The sequence below is a fragment of the Thauera aromatica K172 genome (assembly GCF_003030465.1).
GTDB lineage: Bacteria > Pseudomonadota > Gammaproteobacteria > Burkholderiales > Rhodocyclaceae > Thauera > Thauera aromatica.
In genome coordinates this window covers 2802022-2827050 of record NZ_CP028339.1, presented here as the reverse complement: position 1 = coordinate 2827050, position 25029 = coordinate 2802022, and the positions used below count along the sequence as shown (strand labels likewise).

At 66.0% G+C, this 25029-nt stretch carries 17 protein-coding genes and 1 tRNA gene; 15 read left to right on the top strand and 3 right to left on the bottom strand.

What is annotated here, in order from left to right:
- Positions 1-81: 81 nt before the first annotated feature.
- The 3 genes from aceF to Tharo_RS13310 form a co-directional block, all read right to left on the bottom strand.
- Complete coding sequence (aceF, locus tag Tharo_RS13320) at positions 82-1752, bottom strand: dihydrolipoyllysine-residue acetyltransferase (RefSeq protein ID WP_107221631.1); 1671 nt, start codon at positions 1750-1752, stop codon at positions 82-84.
- Positions 1753-1772: 20 nt separating this feature from the next.
- Entirely contained in the window at positions 1773-4454 is a 2682-nt protein-coding gene (aceE, locus tag Tharo_RS13315) for a pyruvate dehydrogenase (acetyl-transferring), homodimeric type (protein ID WP_107221630.1), read from the bottom strand.
- A 142-nt stretch (positions 4455-4596) separates the two neighbouring features.
- Positions 4597-5859 (bottom strand): ABC transporter substrate-binding protein, encoded by a 1263-nt coding sequence (locus Tharo_RS13310; RefSeq protein WP_107221629.1) that lies wholly within the window; start codon positions 5857-5859, stop codon positions 4597-4599.
- 200 nt (positions 5860-6059) lie between these two features.
- Here Tharo_RS13310 and Tharo_RS13305 point away from each other — a divergent pair, with 200 nt between their 5' ends.
- The 15 genes from Tharo_RS13305 to Tharo_RS13240 all read left to right on the top strand — a co-directional run bounded on the left by Tharo_RS13305 (position 6060) and on the right by Tharo_RS13240 (position 25001).
- On the top strand, positions 6060-8768 hold the full coding sequence (locus Tharo_RS13305; RefSeq protein ID WP_107221628.1) for a PAS domain S-box protein: 2709 nt from the start codon (positions 6060-6062) through the stop codon (positions 8766-8768).
- The gene (locus Tharo_RS13300; RefSeq protein ID WP_107221627.1) at positions 8743-9396 is read left to right on the top strand and encodes a response regulator transcription factor; all 654 of its coding nucleotides are present in this window, start codon (positions 8743-8745) and stop codon (positions 9394-9396) included. The genes Tharo_RS13305 and Tharo_RS13300 overlap by 26 nt, the downstream gene beginning before the upstream one ends.
- A gap of 152 nt (positions 9397-9548) precedes the next feature.
- On the top strand, positions 9549-11291 hold the full coding sequence (locus Tharo_RS13295) for a potassium/proton antiporter (RefSeq protein ID WP_107222432.1): 1743 nt from the start codon (positions 9549-9551) through the stop codon (positions 11289-11291).
- A gap of 95 nt (positions 11292-11386) precedes the next feature.
- Positions 11387-12274 (top strand): bifunctional methylenetetrahydrofolate dehydrogenase/methenyltetrahydrofolate cyclohydrolase FolD, encoded by an 888-nt coding sequence (gene folD, locus Tharo_RS13290; RefSeq protein ID WP_107221626.1) that lies wholly within the window; start codon positions 11387-11389, stop codon positions 12272-12274.
- 14 nt (positions 12275-12288) lie between these two features.
- Positions 12289-12780 (top strand): 5-(carboxyamino)imidazole ribonucleotide mutase, encoded by a 492-nt coding sequence (gene purE / locus Tharo_RS13285; RefSeq protein ID WP_107221625.1) that lies wholly within the window; start codon positions 12289-12291, stop codon positions 12778-12780.
- A gap of 10 nt (positions 12781-12790) precedes the next feature.
- Entirely contained in the window at positions 12791-13957 is a 1167-nt protein-coding gene (locus tag Tharo_RS13280; RefSeq protein WP_107221624.1) for a 5-(carboxyamino)imidazole ribonucleotide synthase, read from the top strand.
- Positions 13954-15003 (top strand): L-threonylcarbamoyladenylate synthase, encoded by a 1050-nt coding sequence (locus Tharo_RS13275; protein ID WP_107221623.1) that lies wholly within the window; start codon positions 13954-13956, stop codon positions 15001-15003. The genes Tharo_RS13280 and Tharo_RS13275 overlap by 4 nt, the downstream gene beginning before the upstream one ends.
- An 86-nt stretch (positions 15004-15089) precedes the next feature.
- Positions 15090-15165, top strand: a tRNA-Ala gene (locus tag Tharo_RS13270).
- 457 nt (positions 15166-15622) lie between these two features.
- Entirely contained in the window at positions 15623-16642 is a 1020-nt protein-coding gene (locus tag Tharo_RS13265; RefSeq protein WP_211309613.1) for an McrC family protein, read from the top strand.
- Complete coding sequence (locus Tharo_RS13260; protein WP_107221621.1) at positions 16639-17691, top strand: virulence RhuM family protein; 1053 nt, start codon at positions 16639-16641, stop codon at positions 17689-17691. Before Tharo_RS13265 ends, Tharo_RS13260 begins: the two co-directional genes overlap by 4 nt.
- Before the next feature lie 3 nt (positions 17692-17694).
- A complete protein-coding gene (locus tag Tharo_RS13255; protein ID WP_107221620.1) occupies positions 17695-18246 on the top strand; it encodes a hypothetical protein in 552 nt (183 codons plus the stop codon).
- Entirely contained in the window at positions 18243-18575 is a 333-nt protein-coding gene (locus tag Tharo_RS13250) for a hypothetical protein (RefSeq protein WP_107221619.1), read from the top strand. Before Tharo_RS13255 ends, Tharo_RS13250 begins: the two co-directional genes overlap by 4 nt.
- A gap of 23 nt (positions 18576-18598) precedes the next feature.
- Positions 18599-19030 (top strand): restriction endonuclease, encoded by a 432-nt coding sequence (locus Tharo_RS17775; RefSeq protein WP_211309612.1) that lies wholly within the window; start codon positions 18599-18601, stop codon positions 19028-19030.
- A gap of 29 nt (positions 19031-19059) precedes the next feature.
- Positions 19060-19491, top strand: coding sequence for a restriction endonuclease (locus tag Tharo_RS18180; protein ID WP_211309611.1), 432 nt, complete (start codon positions 19060-19062; stop codon positions 19489-19491).
- Between the two features lie 401 nt (positions 19492-19892).
- The gene (locus Tharo_RS13240; RefSeq protein WP_211309610.1) at positions 19893-25001 is read left to right on the top strand and encodes a RecQ family ATP-dependent DNA helicase; all 5109 of its coding nucleotides are present in this window, start codon (positions 19893-19895) and stop codon (positions 24999-25001) included.
- Positions 25002-25029 lie beyond the last annotated feature (28 nt).

Sequence of the window (25029 nt, the reverse complement as noted above, 5' to 3'; positions counted from 1 at the left end):
CCTCGTGAGGAGTTTCCGGAAGAGGAAGGCTGCGGGGCCGGGGATGCCGCCCCTGGCCCTTCCGCCTGACGCCTCACTGTTTCAGAGCATCACCCGGCGGAAGTCCGCCAGCAGTTGCGCGAGGTACACGTTGAAGCGGGTGGCCAGTGCGCCGTCGATGACGCGGTGGTCCGCGGTGAGCGACATCGGCAGGGTCAGGCGCGGCACGAACTGCTTGCCGTCCCACACCGGCTTCATCGCCGACTTGTTCACCCCGAGGATGGCCACTTCGGGCGCATTGACGATCGGGGCGAAGTAGGTGCCGCCGATGCCGCCGAGCGAGCTGATGGTGAAGCAGGCGCCGGACATGTCGGCCGGTCCGAGCTTGCCGTCGCGCGCCTTCTTGGCGAGGGCGCCGGTCTCCGCGGCGATCTCGAACACGCTCTTCTTGTCGGCATCCTTCACCACCGGCACCACGAGGCCGTTCGGGGTGTCGGCGGCGAAGGCGATGTTGAAGTACTTCTTGTAGACGAGATTGTCACCGTCGAGGCTGGTGTTGAACTCGGGGAATTCCTGCAGCGCGCGCACCGAGGCCTTGATGATGAAGGCGAGCATGGTGAGCTTCTTGCCCGATTTCTCGTGCTCCTTGTTCATCGCCACCCGGAAGGCTTCCAGCTCGGTGATGTCCGCATCCTCGTGGTAGGTCACTGCCGGAATCATCACCCAGTTGCGGGCGAGATTCTGGCCGGAGATCTTCTTGATCCGGCTTAACGGCTTGACTTCGATCTCGCCGAACTTGGCGAAGTCGACCTTCGGCCATGGCAGCAGATCGAGCCCGCCCGACGGTGCGCCGCTGGGTGCGGCGGCCGCAGTCCTGCCCGGGACCACGCCTGTGGTCATCGCGCCCTTGATGAAGGCGGTGACGTCTTCCTTGAGGATGCGGCCTTTCGGCCCGGTGGCCTTGACCTGGGCGAGATCGGTCCCGAACTCGCGGGCGAAGGCGCGCACCGAGGGGCTGGCGTGGATCTTGCCGCCGAGCTGGATCGCCGATGGCGCGGCTGCCGCCGCGGCCGGCATCGGTGCCGGCGCCGTGGCGACGGCGCTGCCGCCGGGCAGCGGGGCGGGTGTGGGCGCTGCCGCCGGGGCTGGCGCAGTGGCTGCGCTTGCGCCCGCCGTTTCGAGCTTCAGCAGCACGCTGCCTTCGCCGACCTTGTCTCCGACCGCGACCAGCACTTCCCTGACCACCCCGGCGGCCGAGGAGGGCACGTCCATCGTCGCCTTGTCGGATTCGAGGGTGGCGACGGCGTCATCGACCCCGACCGTGTCGCCGACCTTCACGAACAGCTCGATCACCGGCACGGCGTCGAAGTCGCCGATGTCGGGCACTTTCACCTCGACGATGCCGCCCGTAGCGGCAGGGGCGGCAGCCGGCGCGGGCGCCGCGGCTGCGACCGGAGCGGGCGCGACTGGAGCGGCCGTGGGGGCAGGGGGCGGTGCCGCAGCGGCCGGCGCCGGGGTGGCGGCCGCTGCGCCGGCGGCTTCGATTCTGATCAGGACCGTGCCTTCGGCCACTTTGTCGCCGATCCCGACCAGGACCTCCCGGACCACGCCGGCGGCGGACGAGGGCACGTCCATGGTGGCCTTGTCGGATTCGAGCGTGGCGATGGCGTCGTCGACGGCAATGGTGTCGCCGACCTTGACGAACAACTCGATCACTGGCACGGCGTCGAAATCGCCGATGTCGGGAACCTTCACTTCAATGAGCTGGCTCATGTTCTTGTCTCCTTGCGCGCTCAGACCGAGAGCGGGTTCGGCTTGTTCGGGTCGAGGTTGTACTTGAGCATCGCTGCGGCGACCCGGTCGCGGCCGATCACGCCGTCATCGGCGAGGGCCTTCAGCGCGGCCAGCGTCACCCAGTGGCGGTCGACCTCGAAGAAATGGCGCAACTGCTCGCGGGTGTCGGAGCGGCCGAAGCCGTCGGTGCCGAGCGTCACGTACGTCTTCTTCAACTGCGAGCGGATCTGTTCGGGGAACATGCGGATGTAATCGGTGGCGGCGATGATCGGGCCTTCGGTGCCGCCGAGCTTTTCTTCCACGTGCGACTTCTTCGGCTCTTCCATCGGGTGGAGCAGGTTCCAGCGCTCGACGTCGTGACCGTTGCGGGCCAGTTCGTTGAAGCTCGGTGCGCCCCAGAGGTCGACTTCCACGCCCCAGTCGTTCCTGAGCAGTTCGGCGGCGGCGATCACTTCGCGGAAGATCGCGCCCGAACCCAGCAGCTGCGCGCGCGGGCCCTTGCCCTCGGCGCCCTTGCGGAACAGGTACAGGCCCTTGAGGATGTCGGCTGCGGCCCCTTCGGGCATCTCGGGATGTTCGTAGTTCTCGTTCATCACCGTGATGTAGTAGTAGAGGTCTTCCTGCTCGGCGAACATCCGGTGCAGGCCGTCCTGCACGATCACCGCGACCTCGTACTGGAAGGTCGGGTCGTAGCTGATGCAGTTCGGGATCATGTTGGCGAGCAGCAGGCTGTGGCCGTCCTCGTGCTGCAGGCCTTCGCCGTTGAGCGTGGTGCGCCCGGCGGTGCCGCCGATCAGGAAGCCGCGGGTGCGCTGGTCCGCCGCCGCCCAGCACAGGTCCATCGTGCGCTGCAGGCCGAACATCGAGTAGAAGATGTAGAAAGGGATCATCTGCACGCCGTGCACGCTGTAGGCGGTGCCGGCGGCGATCCAGTCGGCCATCGCCCCGGCCTCGTTGATGCCTTCCTGCAGCACCTGGCCGGTCTGGGACTCCTTGTAGAACATCAGCTGGTCATGGTCTTCGGGCAGGTATTTCTGCCCTTCCTGGTTCCAGATGCCGTACTGGCGGAACATCCCTTCCATGCCGAAGGTGCGGCTCTCGTCGGGCACGATCGGGACCACATGGCGGCCGATCTGCTTGTCCTTGAGGAGGGTGTTCATCATCCGCACCACGGCCATCGTCGTCGACAGCTCGCGGCCCTCTCCCGAAGCCTTCAGCAGCGCGGCAAAGGCTTCCAGCGCCGGCACCGGCAGGGCGTCGGCCTTGCGCCGGCGCTGGGGCAGGAAGCCGCCCAGGTTCATGCGGTGTTCGCGCAGGTAGCGGTACTCGGGCGAATCCTCGGCGAACTTCAGGTAGGGCAGGTCCTTGATCTGGTCGTCGGGTACCGGCAGGCCGAAGCGGTCGCGGAAGCGGCGGATGGCCTCGACATCCATCTTCTTCTGCTGGTGCGAGATGTTCATCGCCTCACCGGCCTGGCCCATGCCGAAGCCCTTGATCGTCTTCGCCAGGATCAGCGTGGGCTGGCCCTGGTGTTCGTTGGCCTCCTTGTAGGCGGCGTAGATCTTGAACAGGTCGTGGCCGCCGCGGTTCAGGTTCCAAACCTGCTCGTCGGTCCAGTCGGCCACCAGCGCGCGCAGCTCGGGCGTGTTGAAGAAATGCTCGCGCACATACGCGCCGTCCTTCGCCTTGAAGGTCTGGTAGTCGCCGTCGCACAGTTCCATCATGCGCTGCTTGAGCAGACCTTTCTGGTCGCGGGCGAACAGCGCGTCCCAGTGCGTGCCCCAGATCACCTTGATGACGTTCCAGCCCGCGCCGCGGAACTCGGCTTCCAGTTCCTGGATGATCTTGCCGTTGCCGCGCACCGGGCCGTCCAGGCGCTGCAGGTTGCAGTTGATGACGAAGACGAGGTTGTCGAGGCGCTCGCGCCCGGCCATGCCGATGGCGCCGAGCGACTCGACCTCGTCGGTTTCGCCGTCGCCGAGGAAGGCCCACACCTTGCGCCGGGCGGCGCGCGCCGGGTCGATCAGGTTGCGGCTGGCAAGGTATTTCATGAACCGTGCGGCGTAGATCGCGCACAGCGGGCCGAGCCCCATCGACACCGTCGGAAATTGCCAGAAATCCGGCATCAGCCAGGGATGCGGGTAGGAGGAAATCCCCTTCCCGCCCACTTCCTGGCGGAAGTTGTCCATCTGCTCTTCGGTGAAGCGCCCGAGCATGTAGGCGCGGGCGTAGATCCCGGGTACCGAATGGCCCTGGAAGTAGATCAGGTCGCCGTCATGGTCGGCCGAAGGGGCGTGCCAGAAATGCGAGAAGCCGACGTCGTAGAGTGCGGCGGCGGAGGCGAAGGAGGCGATGTGGCCGCCGACGTTGGTGTTTTTGTTGGCGCGCACCACCATCGCCATCGCATTCCAGCGGATGTAGGAATGGATCTTGATTTCCATGTCCGGGTCGCCGGGATAGGACGGCTGCTGCTCGACGGGAATGGTGTTGATGTACGCGGTGTTCGCCGAGTAGGGAATGTTCACCCCTTCCTCGCGGGCGGCGGCGATCAGGGATTCGATCAGGTAATGGGCGCGCTCGGGGCCTTCGTGCTCGACGACGGCGGCCAGCGCCTCCAGCCATTCCTTGGTCTCCTGCGCGTCGGTGTCGGTGTACGGGAGAAGCTTGTTCGTTCCGGTCATGGCCTGTCTCCTCATGACTTTCGATGGGCGAAGCCTGCGTGATGTGCAGGGCGGGGTTGGGTACGGACACAGCCCGCCAGGGGGATGGCGGGCTGTTTTTCGAACTATAAAACGTGTTTTCGCAATGCGCAATATGTTCGCGCTACGGCCTGGCCTCGCCATCCGGTGGCGACAGGCCGATGGTCCGCTTGCGGTCGGCCTCGTAGGCGAACACGACACGCCCGTTACGGACCTCTCCCAGGGGGACCTGGCTGGGCAGGGTCAGGGTTTCGTGCCGGGTGCGCGAAAAGGGCTGGCGGTAGGTCATGATCACGCCATGGACGGGAGTGCGCAGATCCTCCAGTGCCGCGTGGATGTGGCTGCCTTCGACGCTGCCGGCCTGGCGGATCGCCGCGGCGAGGAGGAGCATCGAATCGTAGCCCTGGGCCGCGGCTGGCGGAACCGGGATGCGTTCGAGGCCGGTGCTCTGGCGCCACGCCTCGAGGAAAGCCCGCTGGCGGGGGTTTTCGGCGTCCTGGATGAAAGTCTGCGGCATGCGCGCGCCCTCCGCGTGGGGGCCTGCGCTGTCGATGAAATTGGACATCGCCAGCGTCCAGCTGCCGATGATCGGCACCCGCCAGTTCATCCGCGCCATGTCGTTGGCGATGTACGCGAGTTCCGGGCCGATGCCGTAGGTCAGGACGGCTTCGGCGCCGGCCGCGCGCGCTTGTGCGAGCAGGGCGCTCATGTCCACCTGGCGCAACTGGAAGCGCTCGACCGCGACCGGGGCGATGCCGCGTTCCTTCAGTGCGGCGATCAGGTCCTCGCTGCCTTGCACGCCGTAGTTGGTCGCATCGTGGAAAATCGCCAGCCGGCCGAGGCCGCGCCGATCGATCGCTTCCTTGACGATCACCCGGGCCTGCAGCTCATCGTTGGCCGATACGCGGAAGACGTAATTGTCGGGGAACTCGGGAGGCAGGAACTGGCGGGTGATCAGCGACCCGGTGGCGACCGAGGTGATCACCGGAATCCGCGCCAGCTGGTAGTGGCGCTGGCTGGCGAGGGCGACGCCGGTGTTGACGATGCCCAGGCCGGCGACGATGCGGTCCTTGTCGATCAGTTCCTGGACGAGGCGGGCGCCGCGTTCGTTGCTGGCCTCGTCGTCACGCTCGAGCAACTGCAGCGGGCGTCCGAGGAGGCCGCCGGAGGCGTTGATTTCGGCCGCGGCGATGCGGATGCCTTCGCGCATCGAGATGCCCATCGGGCTGGAGGCGCCGGTGAACGGGCCGGTGACGCCGATGCGGATGGGCGCCGGCGCCGGGGCGTCGGCGGCGGGGACCGGGAGGGCGAGGAGGAAAGCGATCAGGCCCAGCAGGCCGGGCAGGAAATAAGGCGCACGATGGTGCGATGTCGGGAGTGGATGCATGGGCGGACTCTAGGGGGGCGGGGCGGGCGTAAAAATTGGCGGAAACCCCGATCCAGGGGGTGCCGCCGGTGTGCCCGCGGCCGGCCGCTTCGATCGGGCGTTAGGGTTAAACCGGATGACGGCTGCAGGAGGGATCGACAAGAATCCAGCTCCCGGTCAAGCTGCCGCGGACTCTTTCCCGTTGCCGGTTTTCCCTCTTCATGCCCGAGCCCCAGGCCGCTTCCTTTTCGTCCCAGCGCTGGTACTGGGCCGCGCCGTATGCGGCGGTGGTGTTGTTCGCGGTGGCCATGCTCAGTCTGGTGTGGCTGCTGCAGCAGCGCGAGCTGGAGCTGGAGCGCGATGCGCTCGCGCGCGACATGCAGTGGGCCGAGCAGACGATGCGCCGGCAAATGCTCGGCACCGAGGAGTTCCTCGGCCAGCTCGCCCGCGACCTGTCTTCCGAAATGCTCGACCACGACGGCTTCCAGCTGCGCGCCAACCAGCATATCGCCAACCATCCTGAGCTGGCCAACATCGTCTGGGTGGGCAGTGACGGTATCGTGCGCTGGAGCGCGCCGTTCGACACCACCGACCGCTTGCCCGGCGAGGCCTCGAGTAGCGAGCAGGCAGGCATGCTCGAGCGCGTGCGCGCTTCGCTGCGGGTCGAATACGGCGCGGCCCACCGCAGTCCGCGGGGTGGGGCGGTGCTCGAAGTGTACGTGCCGGTGGTGCGCAGCGGCGCATTCCGCGGCGCCATCGTCGGCGTGTATTCGATCGAGCGGATGGCGCGCTACCTGGTGCCGGCGTGGTTTGCCGACAAGTACCGGCTGGCCTTGCACGATGCCGAAGGCGAGCTGCTGGCGGCGGGGACCTTGCTGCCCGCGCTCGACGAGCGGCTGTCCTTCGATCTCGCGCTCGACCCGCCGGGGAACGGGCTGAGCGTGCGCGCCACGGCGTTTCGCAGCGGCAGCGGCGTTCCGCGGCTGCTGCCGGCGGTGCTGATCCTGGGCTTGTCGGTGCTGGTGCTGTGGAGCCTGTGGACGCTGCGCAGCCACGTGCAGCGCCGGGTGCAGGTGGAAAAGGAGCGCGACCGGCTGTTCAACCTGTCGCTCGACATGCTGTGCGTGGTCGGGCTCGATGGCCGTTTCTGCCGTTGCAATCCGGCCTTCGCGCGCATCCTCGGGCACGACCCGGAGGCCTTGCCGGGGCGCTCGCTGATCGACTTCGTGCACGCCGACGACGTCGGCGCCACGCTGGAGCAGCTGCGCCGCCTGGCCGACGGCGAGCCGGTGAAATTCGAGAACCGCTGCCGCTGCGCCGACGACAGCTACAAGTGGCTGGTGTGGAGCATCAACCCGGTGCCTGAAGAGCGTCTCGTCTACGCGGTGGCGCACGACATCACCGGGCGCAAGGCCACCGAGGAGGCGCTGCGCGCCGAGTCCGCCTTCCGCAAGGCGATGGAGGATTCGGTGGTCACCGGCCTGCGCGCGATCGACCTGAACGGGCGCATCATCTACGCCAATTCGGCGTTCTGCCGCATGATCGGTTTCGACGAGGACGAGCTGATCGGCATCGGGCCGCCTTTTCCCTACTGGCCCGAGGAGTCGCGCGCGGTGTGTGAGCGCAATCTTGGCCTGACCCTGTCTGGCCAGGCGCCGGCCGCCGGTTTCGAGATGCGCATCCGGCGCAAGAACGGCGAGCGTTTCGACGCCCGCTTCTACCTGTCGCCGCTGATCGATTCTTCCGCCCGCCAGACCGGCTGGATGGCCTCGATTACCGACATCACCGAACCGAAGCGGGTGCGCGCGGCGCTCGAAGCGGCCCACGAGCGCTTCGAGGCGGTGCTCGACGGCCTCGATGCGGCGGTCTTCGTGGCCGACGCCCGCACCGACGAGATCCTGTTCGCCAACCGCGCCTTCAAGCGCATCCACGGCTTCGACGCGGTGGGGCGCACGGTCAACGGCGTTGCCGTGCCGCAGCCCGAGCGCGGCGACTACCGGGTCGATCCGCGCAGCCTGGGGACGTCCGAATTGCCCCGCGAGCTGTTCGACGGCGAACTCCAGCACCCGCTGTCGGGGCGCTGGTACCACGTGCGCGAGCAGGCCACGCGCTGGGTGGATGGGCGCCTCGTGCGCATGGGTATCGCCACCGACATCACCGACCGCAAGCAGACCGCCGAGGTCGCACGTCAGCAGGAAGACCGCCTCCAGCGCACCGCGCGCCTGATCACCATGGGCGAAATGGCGTCCACCCTTGCTCACGAGCTCAACCAGCCGCTGGCGGCGATCGCCAACTACTGCGCAGGCTGCGTCACCCGCATGCAGGGGGGGGCGTGGCGGCCGGAGGACGTGCTCGCGGCGATGCAGAAGGCGAGCTTCCAGGCCGAGCGCGCGGGCAAGATCATCCGCCGAGTGCGCGAATTCGTGAAAAAGAGCGAACCGCGGCGCAGCGCGGTGCGCCTGGCCGAAGTGCTCGACGATGCGCTCGGCTTTGCCGAAATCGATGCCCGCCGCGTCGGCATCCACATCGTCGCCGACGTCGAGCCCGGGCTTCCGGACGTGTTCGCCGACCGGATCATGATCGAGCAGGTGCTGCTGAACCTGATCCGCAACGGGCTCGACGCGATGGCCGATGCCCTGCCCGAGCGGCGCGTGCTGGTGCTGCGGATGCGCAGTTTCGGCCCCGACGCCGTCGAAGTCGCGGTCATCGACCGTGGCCACGGCATCAGCGAGGAGGGGCGCCGGCGACTGTTCACCCCGTTCTACACGACCAAGACCGAAGGGATGGGAATGGGCTTGAACATCTGCCGCTCGATCGTCGAGTTCCATGATGGTCGATTGCTTGTCGATGCCAACCCCGAAGGCGGTACCATATTCACGTTTACCCTGCCGACGGAGACAGCCAGTGAGCGGACTGCCCGCAGCGCCTGACCAGATCGTTCCCGACCAGATCGTTCATATCGTCGACGACGACGATGCCCTGCGCGATTCCCTTGCCTGGATGCTCGAAGCCAACGGCTACCGCGTCGCCGTGCATGAATCGGCAGAGTCCTTCCTCCAGGCCAGCAACCCCGGCATGACCGGCTGCATCGTGCTCGACGTGCGCATGCCCGGGATGAGCGGCCTCGAGCTGTTCGAGGAGCTCGGCCGCCGCCGCTGCAACCTGCCCGTGGTGTTCATCACCGGCCACGGCGATGTGCCGATGGCGGTGTCGGCGCTGAAGAAAGGGGCGGTGGATTTCATCGAAAAGCCGTTCGGCGAGCGCGACATGCTGCGCCTGATCGAACAATGCCTGCAGCTCGAGCGCGAAAACCGCGGCAAGCGCCTGCAGGAGGCCGACACCGCGCGCCGCCTCGAGCACCTGACCCAGCGCGAGCGCGAAGTGCTCGACCTGATCATCGTCGGCAAGCTCAACAAGCAGATCGCCGATGTGCTCGGCATCAGCATCAAGACCGTCGAAGTCCATCGCGCCCGGGTGATGGAAAAGATGGGCGCGCATTCGCTGGCCGAACTGGTGCAGCACGTGGTGCTGGTGGAGCCGGGCAGCGCGCCGCGCTGACGTTGTACTCTGACGTCGTACGCTGATGCCGCACCCTGGCGGCACCCCTGCCGCGCCCGCCCGTGCCCCGCCCCGGCCCGGTGTCGGCGGCGGGCGCCTCGGCCCGCAAACGGCCTGCTCCGCAGGCCCGAATGTTCACCGACCGTTCCCGAATGACTGGAATCAACGCTTTTTTCCTGCTGACCGGGTTGTTGCTGTTCATCAGCGTGCTCGCCAGCACGGTGTCGGCGCGGCTGGGGCTGCCCCTGCTGCTGCTGTTCCTGCTGGTGGGGATGTTCGCCGGCGAGGACGGCCTCGGCGGCATCGTCTTCGAGGACTTCTTCATCGCGTCGATGATCGCGCAGGCCGCGCTCTCGGTGATCCTGCTCGACGGCGGCCTGCGCACCCGGGTCAGCAGTTTCCGGGTCGCCTTGAAGCCGGCGGCGGTGCTCGCGACCTGGGGGGTGATCGGCACGGCGGCGATGCTCGGCCTGTTCGCGACCTGGCTGCTCGATGTGGACTGGCGGCTGGGCATGTTGCTGGCGTCGATTGTCGGCTCCACCGATGCGGCGGCGGTGTTCGCGCTCCTGCGCAACAGCGGCGTGCGGCTCAACGAGCGCGTGCAGGCCACCCTGGAGATCGAGTCTGGTGCCAACGATCCAATGGCGATCCTGCTCGTCACCGCGATGGTCGGCATGCTACTGCAACCCGAGACTGCAACCCTCGGCAGTTTCGTCTGGATGCTGACGAGCCAGCTCGGTCTCGGTGCCATCTTCGGGATCGCCGGCGGCTGGGTGCTGTCGCGGCTGATGGCGCGCCTGTCCCTGCCCGACGGGCTGTACGCGCTGCTGATTCTGTCGGGCGGAACGCTCGTCTTCGCCGCCACCAATCTTTTGAACGGCAGCGGTTTTCTCGCCGTGTACCTCGCCGGCATCCTCGTCGGCAACCGTCGCAGCCACGCCACCGAACACGTGCTGCGGGTGATGGACGGGCTCGCCTGGCTGGCCCAGGCCGGCATGTTCGTCGTGCTCGGCCTGCTGGTGACGCCGTCGCTGCTCCTCGATCACGCGTTCGAGGCACTGGCGATGGCGGTGTTCCTGATGCTGATCGCCCGCCCGCTGGCAGTGATGATCGGGCTGGCGCCGTTCCGCTACCGGCGCAACGAGCTGGCCTATGTCAGCTGGGTCGGACTGCGCGGGGCCGTGCCGGTGGTGCTGGCGATTGTGCCGGTGGTGATGGGGGTGCCCGATTCGCGTCTGCTGTTCGAGGTCGCTTTCGCGGTGGTCCTGCTGTCCTTGCTGGTGCAGGGGGCGACGGTGCCGGTGGTGGCACGCTGGCTGAAGGTCGAAGTGCCGCCGCGCGACGAACCGCGCGACAAGCGCGAAGTGTGGGTCGGTGACGAGGTCGCAGTCGATCTGCTCGAATACCGGGTCGAGCCCGGAGCGCGTGCCGAGGGCCTCCATCCGGACGAGGTTGCGGCCGAGTTCGGCACCATCGGCGTGCGCTGTGTCGCCCTCGTCCGCAACGGCCACCTGCAACGCCTGGCGGTGGACTCCCGGATGCGCTCCGGCGACTCGGTGTGGTTCGTGGCCCCGGACGAGCTTGCCGAGCGGATCGCCCGCCTGTTTGGCGGTGCGGGCAACGAGTTGAGTGCGAACGCCAGCTTCTTCGGCGAATTCGTCGTCGATCCGGAGTCCCTCGCGGGCGATCTCGCCGATGCCTACGGCCTGGTGCTCGAGCCGCAGGAGCGCAACCTGCCGATGCGCGAACTGCTGCGCGCGCGCCTCGGCCGCACCGCCGTCGTCGGCGATCGCGTCGAAGTCGGCGCGTTCACGCTGACCGTGCGCGACATGAGTGCGGGCGGAGTGATCACGGCGATCGGCCTGAAGTGTCCGCCGCCGAGCGTCGGGCACTGAGCCGTTCGCCCGGTGGCGGCCGGGCGCGCCTCGATCGGGGCTGCGTCGCCGGCGCCGGCATGCTGTAAAATCCGCATTTTTTCGAGGCAGATCCGATGACCGCTCGCATCATCGATGGCAACGCCCTTTCGGCGCGTGTCCGTGGAGAAATCGCCGATCGTGCGGCGACACTTTCGGCCCGTGGCGTGCAACCCTGTCTGGCGGTCATCCTGGTCGGTGCCGATCCGGCTTCGGCCGTGTATGTGCGCAACAAGGTCGCGGCCTGCGAAAAGGCCGGCCTGCGCTCGCTGCGCTTCGATTACCCGCAGGATGCGGCCCCTGCCGAGGTCATGGCCCGGCTCGCCGAACTCAACGCCGATCCGGCGGTGCACGGCATCCTGGTGCAGCTTCCGCTGCCGCCGCAGTTCGACGAAACCGCCGTGCTCGAAGCCATCGACCTGCGCAAGGACGTCGATGGCTTCCACGCCGAAAACGTCGGCCGCCTGTCGCAGAACCGCGAAGCCTTCATTCCGTGCACGCCGCACGGAGTGATGAAAATGCTCGAAAGCGCCGGGGTGGCGGTGCAGGGGGCCGAGGCCGTGGTCATCGGCCGCTCGAACATCGTCGGCAAGCCGATGGCGATGCTCCTGACCAACGCCGGCGCCACGGTCACCGTGTGCCACTCGAAGAGCCGCGATCTCGCTTTCCACACCCGCCGCGCCGACATCCTGGTGGCGGCGATCGGCAAGCCGCGCTTCGTCACCGGTGACATGATCAAGCCTGGCGCCACCGTGATCGATGTCGGCATCAACCGCCTGCAGGACGGCCCGGATGCCGGCAAGCTGTGCGGCGACGTCGATTTCGAGTCGGCCAGGGAAGTGGCCGGCGCCATCACTCCGGTACCGGGCGGCGTCGGGCCGATGACCATCACCATGCTGCTGGAAAACACCGTGATCTCCGCCGAGCGCGCCGCGCGCTCGCGAGAGCTCGCCTCCGGCACGTGAGCAAAGGACGCACAATGAGCGCACTCCCCCCCGCCGTCGGCATCATCATGGGGTCGAACTCCGACTGGCCGACGATGAAGGCCGCGGCCAAGGTGCTGGAGGAGTTCGGCGTGCCCTTCGAGGCCAGGGTGGTGTCCGCCCACCGCACTCCCGACCTGATGTTCGAATACGCTGCAACCGCGCGCGACCGCGGCTTGCGGGTAATCATCGCCGGCGCCGGCGGCGCCGCCCACCTGCCCGGCATGGTCGCGGCCAAGACCACGCTGCCGGTGCTGGGCGTGCCGGTGCAGTCGAAGGCGCTGTCGGGGCAGGATTCGCTGCTCTCCATCGTCCAGATGCCGAAGGGCATTCCGGTCGCCACCTTCGCCATCGGCGAGGCCGGCGCAGCCAATGCCGGGCTGTTCGCGGTGGCCCTGCTCGCCAACGGCGACCCGTCGCTCGCCGACCGCCTCGCCGACTTCCGCGCCCGCCAGACGCAGGCGGTGCTCGACATGACCCTGGATTGAGAGCCGCATCATGATCCTCCCGCCAGCCACCCTGGGCATGCTCGGCGGCGGCCAGCTCGGCCGCTTTTTCGTTTCCGCCGCGCACGAGATGGGCTACAAAGTGTGGGTGCTCGATCCCGATCCGCACAGCCCCGCCGGCCTCATCGCCGACCGCCATCTGGTCGCCGCCTACGACGACTACGGTGCGCTCGACGCCCTCGCGGCCGGATGTGCTGCGGTGACCACCGAATTCGAAAACGTTCCCGCCGACACGCTCGACTACCTCGGCAAGTTCATCCCCGTCCATCCGGCCGCGAGCGCGGTGGCGGTGTGCCAGAACCGCATCGCCGAGAAGACCTTCCTCGCCGACCATGGCCTGCCACATGGACCGTTCGCCGTGATTCACGCCGAGCACGACCTCCGCAGCGCGCCTGCCGCGCTGTTTCCGGCGGTGCTCAAGGTGGCGCGCTTCGGTTACGACGGCAAGGGCCAGGCCCGGGTCGCCGATGCCGACGAGGCGCTCGCCGCCTTCCAGCATTTCAAGGGCGAACCTTGCGTGCTGGAGAAGATGCTGGCGCTCGACTGCGAACTATCGGTGGTGCTCGCGCGCGACGAGGCGGGAGGAGTGTGCAGCTTTCCCGCGGGCGAGAACCGCCATCGCAACGGCATTCTCGACGTCACCGTCGCGCCGGCGCAGCTTGCTGCCAGCGAGGCAGGGGGCGTGGCGACCGATGCGCAACGCATCGCCGAGCGCATCGCCGAGCGCCTGGGCTATGTCGGCACCCTGGGGGTGGAGTTCTTCGTCTGCGCTGGCGAGCTGTTCGTCAACGAGATGGCGCCGCGTCCGCACAACAGCGGCCACCACACTGTCGACGCCTGCGACGTCAGCCAGTACGAGCAGCAGGTCAGGGCGCTGTGCGGCCTGCCACTGGCGGCGCCGCGCCAGCATTCGGCGGCGGTGATGGTGAATCTGCTCGGCGAGCTGTGGTACGCCGACGGCAAGGGCCACGGTGCCTACCGCGAGCCCGACTGGTCGGTGCTGCACGCCGTGCCCGGCCTGCGCCTGCACCTGTATGGCAAGCACCATGCCCGCCCGGGACGCAAAATGGGGCACTTCACCGTGACCGGCGATGATCCCGCTGCGGTGCTGGAGCGCGCGCTGGGCGCACGCGCGGCGATCGGCATCCGCGACGAATGAGCGGCGGCACCCGGGCCAAACCCCGCGGCCGCATCGAGCTGCCGACCCTGGTCGCGATCCACGAGGCGGCGGATCTGCTGCGCGCCGGCGACATCGTCGGCATGCCGACCGAGACGGTCTACGGGCTTGCCGCCGACGCCCTCGATGCCGATGCCGTGCGCAGAATTTTCGCAGCGAAGGGCCGGCCGGCAGATCATCCTCTGATCGTCCATCTGCCCGGCGTCCAGCACCTGGCACGCTGGGCCACGGATATTCCCGGGGATGCGCTCGCGCTCGCCCGCGCCTTCTGGCCCGGCCCGTTGACGCTGATTCTGAAGCGCGACCCGGCAGTCCCGGACGAGGTCACTGGCGGTCAAGACACCGTGGGCTTGCGTGTGCCTTCCCATCCGGTGGCACTCGCCCTGCTGCAGGTGTTCGATTCGGGCATCGCTGCGCCCAGCGCCAACCGCTTCGGCCGCATCAGCCCCACCACCGCCGCGCACGTGCAGGAAGAACTCGGCGACAAGGTGGCGATGGTGCTCGACGGCGGGCCCTGCGAAGTCGGCATCGAATCGACCATCATCGACTTCTCGCGCGACGTGCCGGAGATCCTGCGCCCCGGCGCGATCGCGCCCGACGACATCGCCCGCATCATCGGCCGCCGCCCGCGACTGCGCGGCGAGGCGGCAATCGAACTGGCCGCGGCGCCGGCCGCAGAGACCCCGGCGCCGCGCGTCTCCGGCGCCCTCGCCGCCCATTACGCGCCGCGCACGCCGCTGCGCCTGGTGGAAGGCGAGCGCCTGGCCGAGGAGGCGGCCCTGCTCGCAGGCGAGGGCAGCCGCGTCGCCGTGCTCGCCCACCGTGCGCCCGATCCGCACGATTCGCGCCTGATCTGGCAGCCTGCACCGGCCGACGCCACCGCCTACGCTCGCGAACTCTATGCCAGCCTGCGCGCCCTCGACGCACTCGACGCCGACTTCATCCTGATCGAAACCCCGCCCGCCGACCCCCGCTGGCGCGCGATCACCGACCGCCTCGGCCGCGCCGCCACCGGCTCAGGCGGTTGAAACCCAACGAAGCGAGAAGCCGGGTGCGACCCTGCTGCAGGGGCTTCCTTTTCGGGGCAGGCTTGCCTATAATGCCCGCTCTTTCAGGGCCGATAGCTCAGCTGGGAGAGCGCTGCGTTCGCAATGCAGAGGTCGAGGGTTCGATCCCCTTTCGGTCCACCAACACATGAGGCCAGCCTTCGCGCTGGCCTCAGTCATTTCTGCCGCAACCCCCAGTGTTGGCGCGGGTTTTAGCCGCTTGCAGTGGCGCTGCCGGGCAAGCCGGACGTCATTTTTCGCCCGTTGGCGCCGAGAATCCTCTCTTTTCTCCGTTTGAGCTGTGGCTGGTCTCGGCACTGTTCCATTAAAAATCAATGGCTTGCAAGGTGGCGTTTGCGTCAATGATGCCAGCCGGTCTGATGCGAAGGACGAACTTCGCCGGTACTGTCGCTGATCGACAATGCCCAGAGTCTCATGCTTCCATCAAATCGGTCTGGGGAGAAGCAACTGTAGTCAACTGCCCGCCTTCGGGGTCACGACTGCGACGTCGGGAGAGCACTTTCTACAGTCTGACGGCCGATGGAACTACAGTGACACCCCCTGAGACCACCTGCAAATTTCTTGCCTGGATCGTACAATTTTGGCTTTGCAACGAACGGACGGCTACCTGGCAGAAGTGTTCATCGCTGAATTCCTGTGCGCCGTGGAGCATCTCGTCAAGCGCGGTCTGCGAAGCGATTACAGGGCGCAGCAAGACAATCTTCTTGCCCTGCGCGGCAAGCTGCAAATGGCAACGCACCTGCGGCACAACCTGTGTCGGCGCGACCGCTTCTTCGCTGAGTTCGACGAGTTCTCTCCCAACCGACCGGAAAACCGTTTGTTGCACGCGGCGTTGCAGCGGGTGCTTGCCTGGACGGCATCGCAGGCCAATCAGCAACTGGCACGCGAGCTGTGCTTTGTGTTTGCCGAAGTGCCGGTATCGGAACACCCCGTCACGGACTTCCAGCGGGTACGGCTGGATCGCGGTATGGCGCATTACGATGGGGCTCTGGCATGGGCTCGGCTGATCCTGGAGGACGAATCGCCGCTCACCGGCGCGGGTGGTCATCATGCGCCGTCCTTGCTGTTTCCGATGGAGGCGGTGTTCGAGGCCTTCGTCGCCAAGCACCTGGCTCAGCAACTTGGGCAGGGGTTAACACTGCGCATGCAGGCCCGCAGCCTGTCGCTGGTCAGGCATCTTGAACAGAACTGGTTCCGCCTGAAACCAGATCTGCTGGTGCAGGCGTCGAAGGTCAATCGTTTGGTGCTGGACACCAAGTGGAAGCTGATCGACGGCCAGCAGGCCACGGGTTCAGCCAAATACGGCCTGGATCAGGGCGACTTCTATCAACTCCACGCCTACGGCCAGAACTATCTCGATGGCCAGGGGGATGTGGTGCTGGCCTACCCGAAAACGGATGCCTTCAACAAGGCGCTGCCAGTGTTCGAGTTTCCAAAATCGTCAAGGCTGCGGCTGTGGGTGCTGCCGTTCAGCCTGAAGGACAAGCGATTGCTGTTGCCGGAGTGCGGCAGCCTCGATGCATTCCTTGCCCCGATGTCTTGCATCCCGAAGGTGCTCCACAAACTCGACAACCAAACCCAAGAGCCGGCCCTGACATGACCGAACTCCAAGCGCCACAACCTGGCGAATTTCTGCTTTACGAAACCGAGGACGGTCGGACTCGCGTCGAGTGCCGATTCGTCGAGGACTCGCTGTGGCTCACGCAGGCGCTGATGGCCGAACTGTTTCAGGTCAAGGTGCCGACCATCAACGAGCACCTGAAAATCCTGTACTCCGACGGCGAAATCCAGCCCGAGCCAACCATTAGGAAATTCCTAATAGTTCGCCAAGAGGGGGCTCGCCGGGTCAGCCGGAGCATCGATCACTACAACCTGGACGCCATTCTGGCCGTGGGCTACCGGGTGCGTTCCACGCGCGGCACACAGTTCCGCCGCTGGGCCACGGAACGCCTGCGCGAGTATCTGATCAAGGGCTTCACGCTGGACGATGAACGCCTGAAAAATCCGCCGGTGGCCGGTTCCGGTGTGCCGGATCGCTTCGACGAGCTGCTGGAGCGCATCCGCGACATCCGGGCCAGCGAGCGCCGCATGTACCTGCGGGTGCGCGAGATCTTCGCGATGGCCGCGGACTATTCGCCGTCTCTCGCCGAGACGACACAGTTCTTCCGCATCATCCAGAACAAGCTGCATTTTGCCGTCACCGGCAAGACAGCGGCCGAACTGATTCTGGAGCGGGCCGATAGCGACCGACCGAACATGGGCCTCACGACCTGGAAATCAGGCAGCGTGCAGAAGGCTGACGTGACCGTGGCCAAGAACTACCTGAACGAACAGGAGATCGGCGAGCTCAACCGCATCGTGGTGATGTGGCTCGACTTTGCTGAGGATCAGGCACGACGGCGCAAGGAGATCTTCCTGAACGACTGGGCAGAGAAGCTGGATGCCTTCCTGGCCTTTAACGAGCGCAAGGTTCTGCCGTACGCTGGACGCGTGTCGAAGAAGCAGGCCGATACACACGCCGAAGGCGAGTACGAGCAATTCGCCGCCCGGCGCCGTGCCTTGCTCGAGGCTGAAGGGGCCGAGTTCAACGTACGGACGCTGGAAGATGCCGCCAAGGCACTGCCCAAGCCGACGAAGAAGGATTCGTAGGGAATGGCGACGAAGAAGAACACACCGAGTTGGAGCGACGTCAAGGCCAAGCTGGCCGACTTTGATCGGGGCGGCCTGCTCGCGTTGGTGCAGGATTTGTACGCAGCCAGCAAGGACAATCAGATTTTCCTGCACGCCCGCTTCGGGCTCGGCGAGGACGTGCTCAAGCCCTACAAGGTCACCATCGACCGCTGGCTGTGCCCCGATGTGTACAAGAATCAGGACTACTCCGTCGCCAAGGCCAAAAAGCCGATCGCCGACTACAAGAAGGCCATCGCCCAGCCGGCGGGGCTCGCGGAGCTGATGGTGTTCTATTGCGAGCAGGCGATCGGCTTCAGTAGCGAATTTGGGCTGGACGACGAGGGTTACTACAGTGCTCTGGTGCGGATGTTCGAGCAAGCGCTGAAGGTCGTGGTCGGCCTGGCCGAGCCGCAGCGCGAGACCTTTCTCGACCGGCTCGATGACGTCCGCGGGATGGGGAAGAACGTGGGCTGGGGCGTGGGCGACGACTTCGACGCGCTCTGGCGACACGCCGGCCTGGAGATCGACGAATGAAGAAGATCGGCCGCACCTTCGTGGGCGAGTGGCGCATCATCGAGATGGAGGCTTGGGATGCCGACTACCTCGACATGGAAGTGCCCGCGCATATGACGATCCGCAAGGATCTGAGCGGCGAATTCCAGTTCGGTCTGGTACAGGGTGAACTGGATGGGCGGGTCGAAGTTCTGGACGGTGCGCCACGCTTCGATTTCTCGTGGGAGGGTTCCGACGAGAACGATCCAACGAGCGGGCGCGGCTGGCTGCGGATCAAGGGTGATCACGCGGAAGGCCGCATCTTCATCCACCTTGGCGATGAGTCCGGGCTGACGACGGTGCGGCAGTAAAGGGCGAAAGAAGGGAGCACACGATGGCAAGAAGAAAAAACACCAGCGTGTTTGAAGACCTGTTCGAGTTGGCGGCGATGCTGCCGTGGTGGGTGGGGACGATCCTCGCCGCCGTGGCCTACGGCGTTCTGCACCGGTACGCCATCGCGGAGGTGCCGACCAATATTGTGCCCGGACAGATGGGTCAGATGGTTGCCGGACAGATGACGAAGGCGCTCGCCACCTACGGGCAATACATCGTGCCGCTATTGCTGCTGGCGGGAGCCGCCGCCTCGTACCTTGGACGACGCAAGCGCGAGGGACTGGTTCGCGGCGTGGCCGACGATCGATCCGGCGAAGCGCTGCGCAACATGGGCTGGCGGGACTTCGAGTTGCTCGTCGGCGAGGCCTTCCGGATGCGTGGGTTCGCAGTGACCGAGACCGGCGGCGGGGGCGCGGATGGCGGCTCGACCTGAAGCTGCAGAAGGGCGGCGAGGCGTTTCTCGTGCAGTGCAAGCAGTGGCGGGCCTACAAGGTGTCGGTGAACGTCGTCCGCGAACTGTTCGGCGTGATGGCGGCCGAAGGGGCAGCGGGCGGCTTTGTTGTGACCTCCGGCGTTTTCACAAGCGATGCTCAGGCCTTTGCCAAGGGGCGGAACATCGAGTTGATCGATGGCCCGGCGCTGGCGTCGATGATCGAAAGTGCGCGTGCCGCACGCAAGGTGAGCGCCCCCGTCGACAACGCCGCGCCCCCCGCGGTGGCTCCTACCCCTGCTGTCCCTGCTGCGCCTGCAGCCGAGCCCGCTTGTCCGCGCTGCGGCGGCGCGATGGTGCGACGCATCGCGAAGCAGGGAGCGAACGCCGGCAGCGCCTTTTGGGGATGCGCCGCATTCCCGAAGTGCCGAGGGGTGCGAGCAGTGGAAGAGCGAACGGACTGAAGCTACGGTAGCATGTCGATCCAGCCACCGCTTCGCCGAAGCACCCAGGACTACTCATGTGCCCCAAGAGCGTGTATGCATTCGTCAACGTACCACCACCAAGAATTCATAGTAAAAACAGCGCATCACACTTCGAAGTGTAATGCGCTGTTTTTCTTTGTAAGGCAGGATTTCGCTAGAACGGTGTGGCAAAGTTGTTCTGCGCAGCGCCGTTGCCAAGCGCATAGCAAAGCGGCGCCGCTATCATGCGGACTGCGCCGCAGTGGTCTGCCGCCCCTTTTCGCAGTCGGTTTGTCGTCTGCAGCGCGCCTATCGACATCATGCAGGTCGCGTCAGCCAAACCCAGGCAAGCGACGGATTTCCGGATGGCGCAGATACCGCACACCCTCCAGCCAAAGTGCTTGATCCTCGATCTTGAGACGGTTCCGCAAGCGGACGATGGCCGGCAGCAAATCATCAAGATCGGCGCACTACGGCCGGACACCGATCAGACGCTCGAACTGAATACGGGCGCGGGGCTCGATGCGGCGCTCGGCCGCCTCGACGCGATGTGCGCTGGGGCAAGCTTCGTGCTCGGGCACAACGTCCTGGCCCACGACTTGCCAGTACTGCGGGAGGTCGCGCCGGACTCTGCCCTGTTTAAGCTTCCAGTGATCGACACGCTGCGCCTGTCGCCACTCGCCTTTCCGCAGAACCCCTACCACCGGCTGATCAAGGACTACAAGCTCATCCGCGACAGCCTGAACTCCCCGCTGTCCGACTGCCGCTCGACGCTGACATTGTTCGCCGACCAGCAGGACGCCTTCGACAAGCTGTTCGAGGCGAATCCCGAGGAGTTACTGTGCTACCAGGCCTTGATTGCGCCGCGTACCGGGGCTGGGTTGGGTAATTTCCTGTTTGCGCTGACACGGCGCGCTCCATTGTCGCTTGAGGATGTTGCCGGTCGTCTGCCGGCGTTGCTGGCAGAATCTGATCCCGGGATCGAGCGTGAGCTCAAGGTGTGCCGCACCCGGCTGAAAGATCTGATCGAGGACGACTTGCGACGGCCCGAGCTGCATTGGCCAATGGCCTACGTTCTGGCATGGCTGCGCGTGTCGGGTGGTAATTCGGTACTCGCACCCTGGGTGCGGCACCAGTTCCCGGCGGTGGGACAGCTGATCACCGAGTTGCGCGACCGGCCTTGCGACGACCCCGGTTGCACCTACTGCCGTACGACGCACGACCCCCGGCGGGAACTCAAGCGCTACTTCGGCTTCGACGACTTTCGCTACGAGGCGGAAGGCCGCAGCATGCAGCACGACATCGTGCTGGCTGGCATGCGAAGCGAGCCGGTCCTGGCCGTGCTTGCCACCGGCGGCGGCAAATCGATCTGCTATCAACTGCCGGCGCTTAATCGCTACCACCGCAACGGCAGCCTCACGGTGATCATCTCGCCGCTGCAGTCGTTGATGAAGGATCAGGTGGACGGCCTGCTGGCGCGCAACGTCCAGTGTGCCGCAGCGTTGAACGGCTTGCTGACCATGCCCGAGCGCGCCGACGTGTTGGAGAGGATCCAGTTGGGCGATGTGGGCATGTTGCTGGTGTCGCCCGAGCAGTTCCGCAACAAGGCTTTTCGCAAGGCGATTGCCAATCGGCAGATCGGCGCCTGGATCTTCGACGAGGCGCACAGCCTGTCGAAGTGGGGTAACGACTTCCGGCCGGACTACCTGTACGCGGCGCGTTTTATCCGTGAATTCACCGGTCGGGGTGAGCTCGCCCCTATCGGGTGCTTCACCGCCACAGCCAAGCAGGATGTGCTGGACGACATCCGCAAGCATTTCCTCGACGAGTTGGGCGTGCGCTTCAAGTCCTTTATCGGCACGCCCGAGCGCTCGAACCTGCATTTCGAGGTCTTTCCGGTGGCGGCCGACGAGAAATTTGCGCGCACGCACGACTTACTCCGCGATGAACTCGGGGGGCATGAGGGCGGCGCGGTGGTGTTCGTTGCCAGCCGCAAGAAGGCGGAAGATCTGGCTGATTTCCTCTTCGGGCAGAACTGGGCCTGCAGGTATTTTCACGCTGGACTGCAGCCGCACGAGAAGAAGGACATCCAGGACGCTTTCATTGGTGGCGACCTGCGGGTGATTGTCGCTACCAATGCATTCGGCATGGGCGTGGACAAGCCGGACGTGCGCCTGGTCGTCCACGCCGACATCCCTGGCTCCCTGGAAAACTACCTTCAGGAAGCAGGCCGTGCCGGGCGGGACCAGGACAACGCCCGTTGCGTCTTGCTTTACGACCCGCAGGACATCGAAACCCAGTTCGGGCTGAGCGAGCGTTCACGGCTGAGCTACAAGGACATCCAGCAGATCCTGAAAAAGCTCCGATTCGAAGCCGCCAAGCGCAAGGGCGGACAGGTGGTGATCACCGCGGGCGAAATTTTGCAGGACGAGACCGTCCATACCAGCTTCGAGTCGGATGACCGGGATGCGGAAACCAAAGTCGTTACCGCCATCGCCTGGTTGGAGCGTGGTCAGTTTCTGCGGCGAGAAGAGAACCATACGAAGGTTTTTCCCGCCAAGCTCTGCCTGACTGAGGAAGATGCGGCAAAGCGACTCGACAACGCCCGCCTGCCGCAGCGGCGTCTCGATGAATTCCGCGCGATCCTGCGCTACCTGTATTCAGCCGAGGCAGACGAGCGCATCAATACCGACCAGTTGATGTTGCTGACCGGGCAGACGAACGAGGAGGTCAGCGCTGCGCTCAGGCAGCTCGAGGCGCTTGGCCTGCTGGAGAACGATTCTCAGCTCACGCTTTACCTGCGTCATGGGATTGCCGGGGCGTCGAGCGAGCGCCTCCAGCGCTGCCTGTCGCTGGAGGCGGCCCTGTTCAAAGCCTTGCGAGAGCTCGCGCCGGACGCGGACGACGGGTCGTGGCAGGACGTGAACCTGCCGCCGCTGACTGCCGTCCTGCGCGAGCGCTGCGGCCAGGCAGAGCTGCTGCCCCTGCATGTCTCCCGCCTGCTTCACAGTCTCGCGCTCGATCGTGACGGCGACAGCCAGCAGCGCAGCAGTTTTGAACTCAGACAGGTGAACCGCGACTATCTCAAGCTGCGCATCCGCGGCGGATACAGCTGGTCGCAGGTCGAGGGGCTGGGCGACAAGCGGCGCCGCATCGCCGCGGCAGTCCTGCCTTTCTTGCTCGGCAAGCTGCCGCCCGGGCAGCGCGGCAAGGACTTGCTGGTGCAGACCACCTTCGGCGAGTTTCAGCATCTGCTCGCGGCGGATCTGGAACTGTCCACCACGGTCAAGCCGGAACAGCGGCTCACGGCCTTGGAGCATGTGCTGCTCTACCTGCACCACCAGGAGGTGCTGACCCTCAACCACGGCATGACCGTGATGCGCCGGGCGATGACGATCGACATCAACCCGGACAAGCAGGGCCAGCGCTATGTGAAGGAGGACTTCCAGCGCCTCGACGAGCACTACCGGGAGCGCCGCATCCAGGTGCATGTGATGCGCGAATACGCCGAGATCGCGCTTAGGGAGATGGCCGACGCCTTGCGGCTGGTCATGCATTACTTCACCCGCAGCAAGGACGATTTCCTGCGCCACTACTTCCCCGGCAAGGAAGAGATCCTGCAGCTCGCCACCAGCGAGGGCTCGTGGAAGGCGATTATCGACGTGCTGAACGCCACGCAGAAGGCCATCGTCGCAGACCACCGGGACCAAAACCGGCTCGTGCTCGCCGGCCCCGGTTCGGGCAAGACGCGGGTCGTCGTGCATCGCATCGCTTACCTCTTGCGTGTGCGGCGCGTGCTGGCCTCGGCGATCATTGCGCTCACCTTCAATCGGCATGCGGCCAACGAGATCCGCAAGCGCCTGTTTGCCCTGGTCGGCAACGACGCGATCGGGATCACCGTGCTGACCTATCACGCCATGGCGATGCGGCTGACCGGCACCAGTTTCGATCGCCGCGACAAGGTGGAAGAGGGCGAGCTGGATGCCGTCCTCGACCGCGCAACGGAACTGCTGGAAGGCCGTGCATCGGTGGAGGGCGAGGACGATCTGCGCGAGCGTCTGTTGCAGGGCTATCGCTACATTCTGGTGGACGAATACCAGGATATCGACGACCGCCAGTACCGGCTCGTCAGCGCGCTCGCTGGACGGCACGACGACCAGGATGGTGATCTGTGCATTCTCGCCGTCGGTGACGACGACCAGAATATCTATCAGTGGCGGGGCGGCAGTAACCACCACATCGCACGTTTCTGCGAAGAGTTCGGCGCGCAGATCAGCTATCTGGTCGAGAATTACCGCTCCAGCCGGGCCATCATCGGCGCCGCCAATCACCTGATTGGCCAGAATGCCTCGCGGCTCAAGGCGCAGCATCCCATCCGTATCGATCCGGCGCGTGCGGTCGGGCCGGTGGGAGGCAGGTGGGAAGTGCTCGACCCCGGGCGGCGCGGCAGCGTGCTCCGGCTTCGCATCCCCGCGGCAGACCGCAATTGCGGCAACCTCCAGGCCCAGGCTGTAATCGTGGAGTTCGACCGGCTGCGGGCACTGGAGATGCGGGATGACTGGCAGGGTGTTGCAGTGCTGGCGCGCAGTCACCGCTACCTGTGGCCGGTGCAGGCCTTGTGCGAGCGCAAAGGCATTCCGTATTTCCTTGCGGCAGACAAGCAGAACGGCTTGCCGCTTACCCGGCAGCGTCCCTTCGTCCGCCTGGTCGCGTATCTGCGTGCGCTTGCCGTGCCTTCGCTTACGGCTGCGGCGGTAGCGCAGCACGCCAGCCAGCTGACCGCGGATCCGGTCTGGTTGGATTTCCTAGCGACCGCGCTTGACCAACTCGGCAATGAGTACGGCGATTGCCTTCTTGCGCCGGGAACGGTGGTCGACTGGCTCTACGACTACGCCCGCGAGATTCGGCAGCAGCCGCGCCCGGGGCTGTTTCTCGGCACGGTGCACTCGGCAAAGGGGCTCGAGTTCCGCCACGTCGCCTTGCTGGATGGAAACTGGGATGCGTCGGCGGAGCAGATGGACGAGGTCCGCAGGCTTTATTACGTGGGCATGACCCGAGCGGAGGAGACGTTGACGCTTTGTGACTTCGAGCCCGGCAACGCATTCGCTACGACGCTCAGCGCTTATGCACAGCACCGCCGTTTTGAAGGCGATCATGATCCAGCGCTGGACGTGCAGTATCAGGTGCTGAGCCTGGGCGATGTCGACATCGGCTTTGCAGGCCGGCAGCGTCCCGCTGCGTTGGTGCACGAGGCGATCAGCCAGCTCGAGCTTGGCGATCCGCTGGAGTTGCGCGCCGACGGTGATCGCTACGCTCTCCTCGACCTGCGCGGCAACATGGTCGGACGCACTGCAAAGGCCTTCAAGCTGGCGCTCGAACCACGGAGGTGCGAGGTTGCCGGAATCGTCGTGCGATACAAGGAGGAAACCGAGCCCGCGTACATGGACGCGGTCAAGTCCGAGGCGTGGGAGGTCGTCGTTCCTCGTCTGTGCGGCAGCCAGAAGGCCTGACCGCCTGTTCTGCGTCTCTCATCTGCGA

Bases quoted from the DNA above. Each gene is read 5' to 3' on its own strand.
- folD (WP_107221626.1), top strand. From the start codon at position 11,387: ATGACCGCTCGCATCATCGATGGCAACGCCCTTTCGGCGCGTGTCCGT.
- aceE (WP_107221630.1), bottom strand. From the start codon at position 4,454: ATGACCGGAACGAACAAGCTTCTCCCGTACACCGACACCGACGCGCAG.
- purE (WP_107221625.1), top strand. From the start codon at position 12,289: ATGAGCGCACTCCCCCCCGCCGTCGGCATCATCATGGGGTCGAACTCC.
- Tharo_RS13260 (WP_107221621.1), top strand. From the start codon at position 16,639: ATGACCGAACTCCAAGCGCCACAACCTGGCGAATTTCTGCTTTACGAA.
- Tharo_RS13255 (WP_107221620.1), top strand. From the start codon at position 17,695: ATGGCGACGAAGAAGAACACACCGAGTTGGAGCGACGTCAAGGCCAAG.
- Tharo_RS13305 (WP_107221628.1), top strand. From the start codon at position 6,060: ATGCCCGAGCCCCAGGCCGCTTCCTTTTCGTCCCAGCGCTGGTACTGG.
- Tharo_RS13280 (WP_107221624.1), top strand. From the start codon at position 12,791: ATGATCCTCCCGCCAGCCACCCTGGGCATGCTCGGCGGCGGCCAGCTC.
- aceF (WP_107221631.1), bottom strand. From the start codon at position 1,752: ATGAGCCAGCTCATTGAAGTGAAGGTTCCCGACATCGGCGATTTCGAC.
- Tharo_RS13250 (WP_107221619.1), top strand. From the start codon at position 18,243: ATGAAGAAGATCGGCCGCACCTTCGTGGGCGAGTGGCGCATCATCGAG.
- Tharo_RS13295 (WP_107222432.1), top strand. From the start codon at position 9,549: ATGACTGGAATCAACGCTTTTTTCCTGCTGACCGGGTTGTTGCTGTTC.
- Tharo_RS13275 (WP_107221623.1), top strand. From the start codon at position 13,954: ATGAGCGGCGGCACCCGGGCCAAACCCCGCGGCCGCATCGAGCTGCCG.
- Tharo_RS13310 (WP_107221629.1), bottom strand. From the start codon at position 5,859: ATGCATCCACTCCCGACATCGCACCATCGTGCGCCTTATTTCCTGCCC.
- Tharo_RS17775 (WP_211309612.1), top strand. From the start codon at position 18,599: ATGGCAAGAAGAAAAAACACCAGCGTGTTTGAAGACCTGTTCGAGTTG.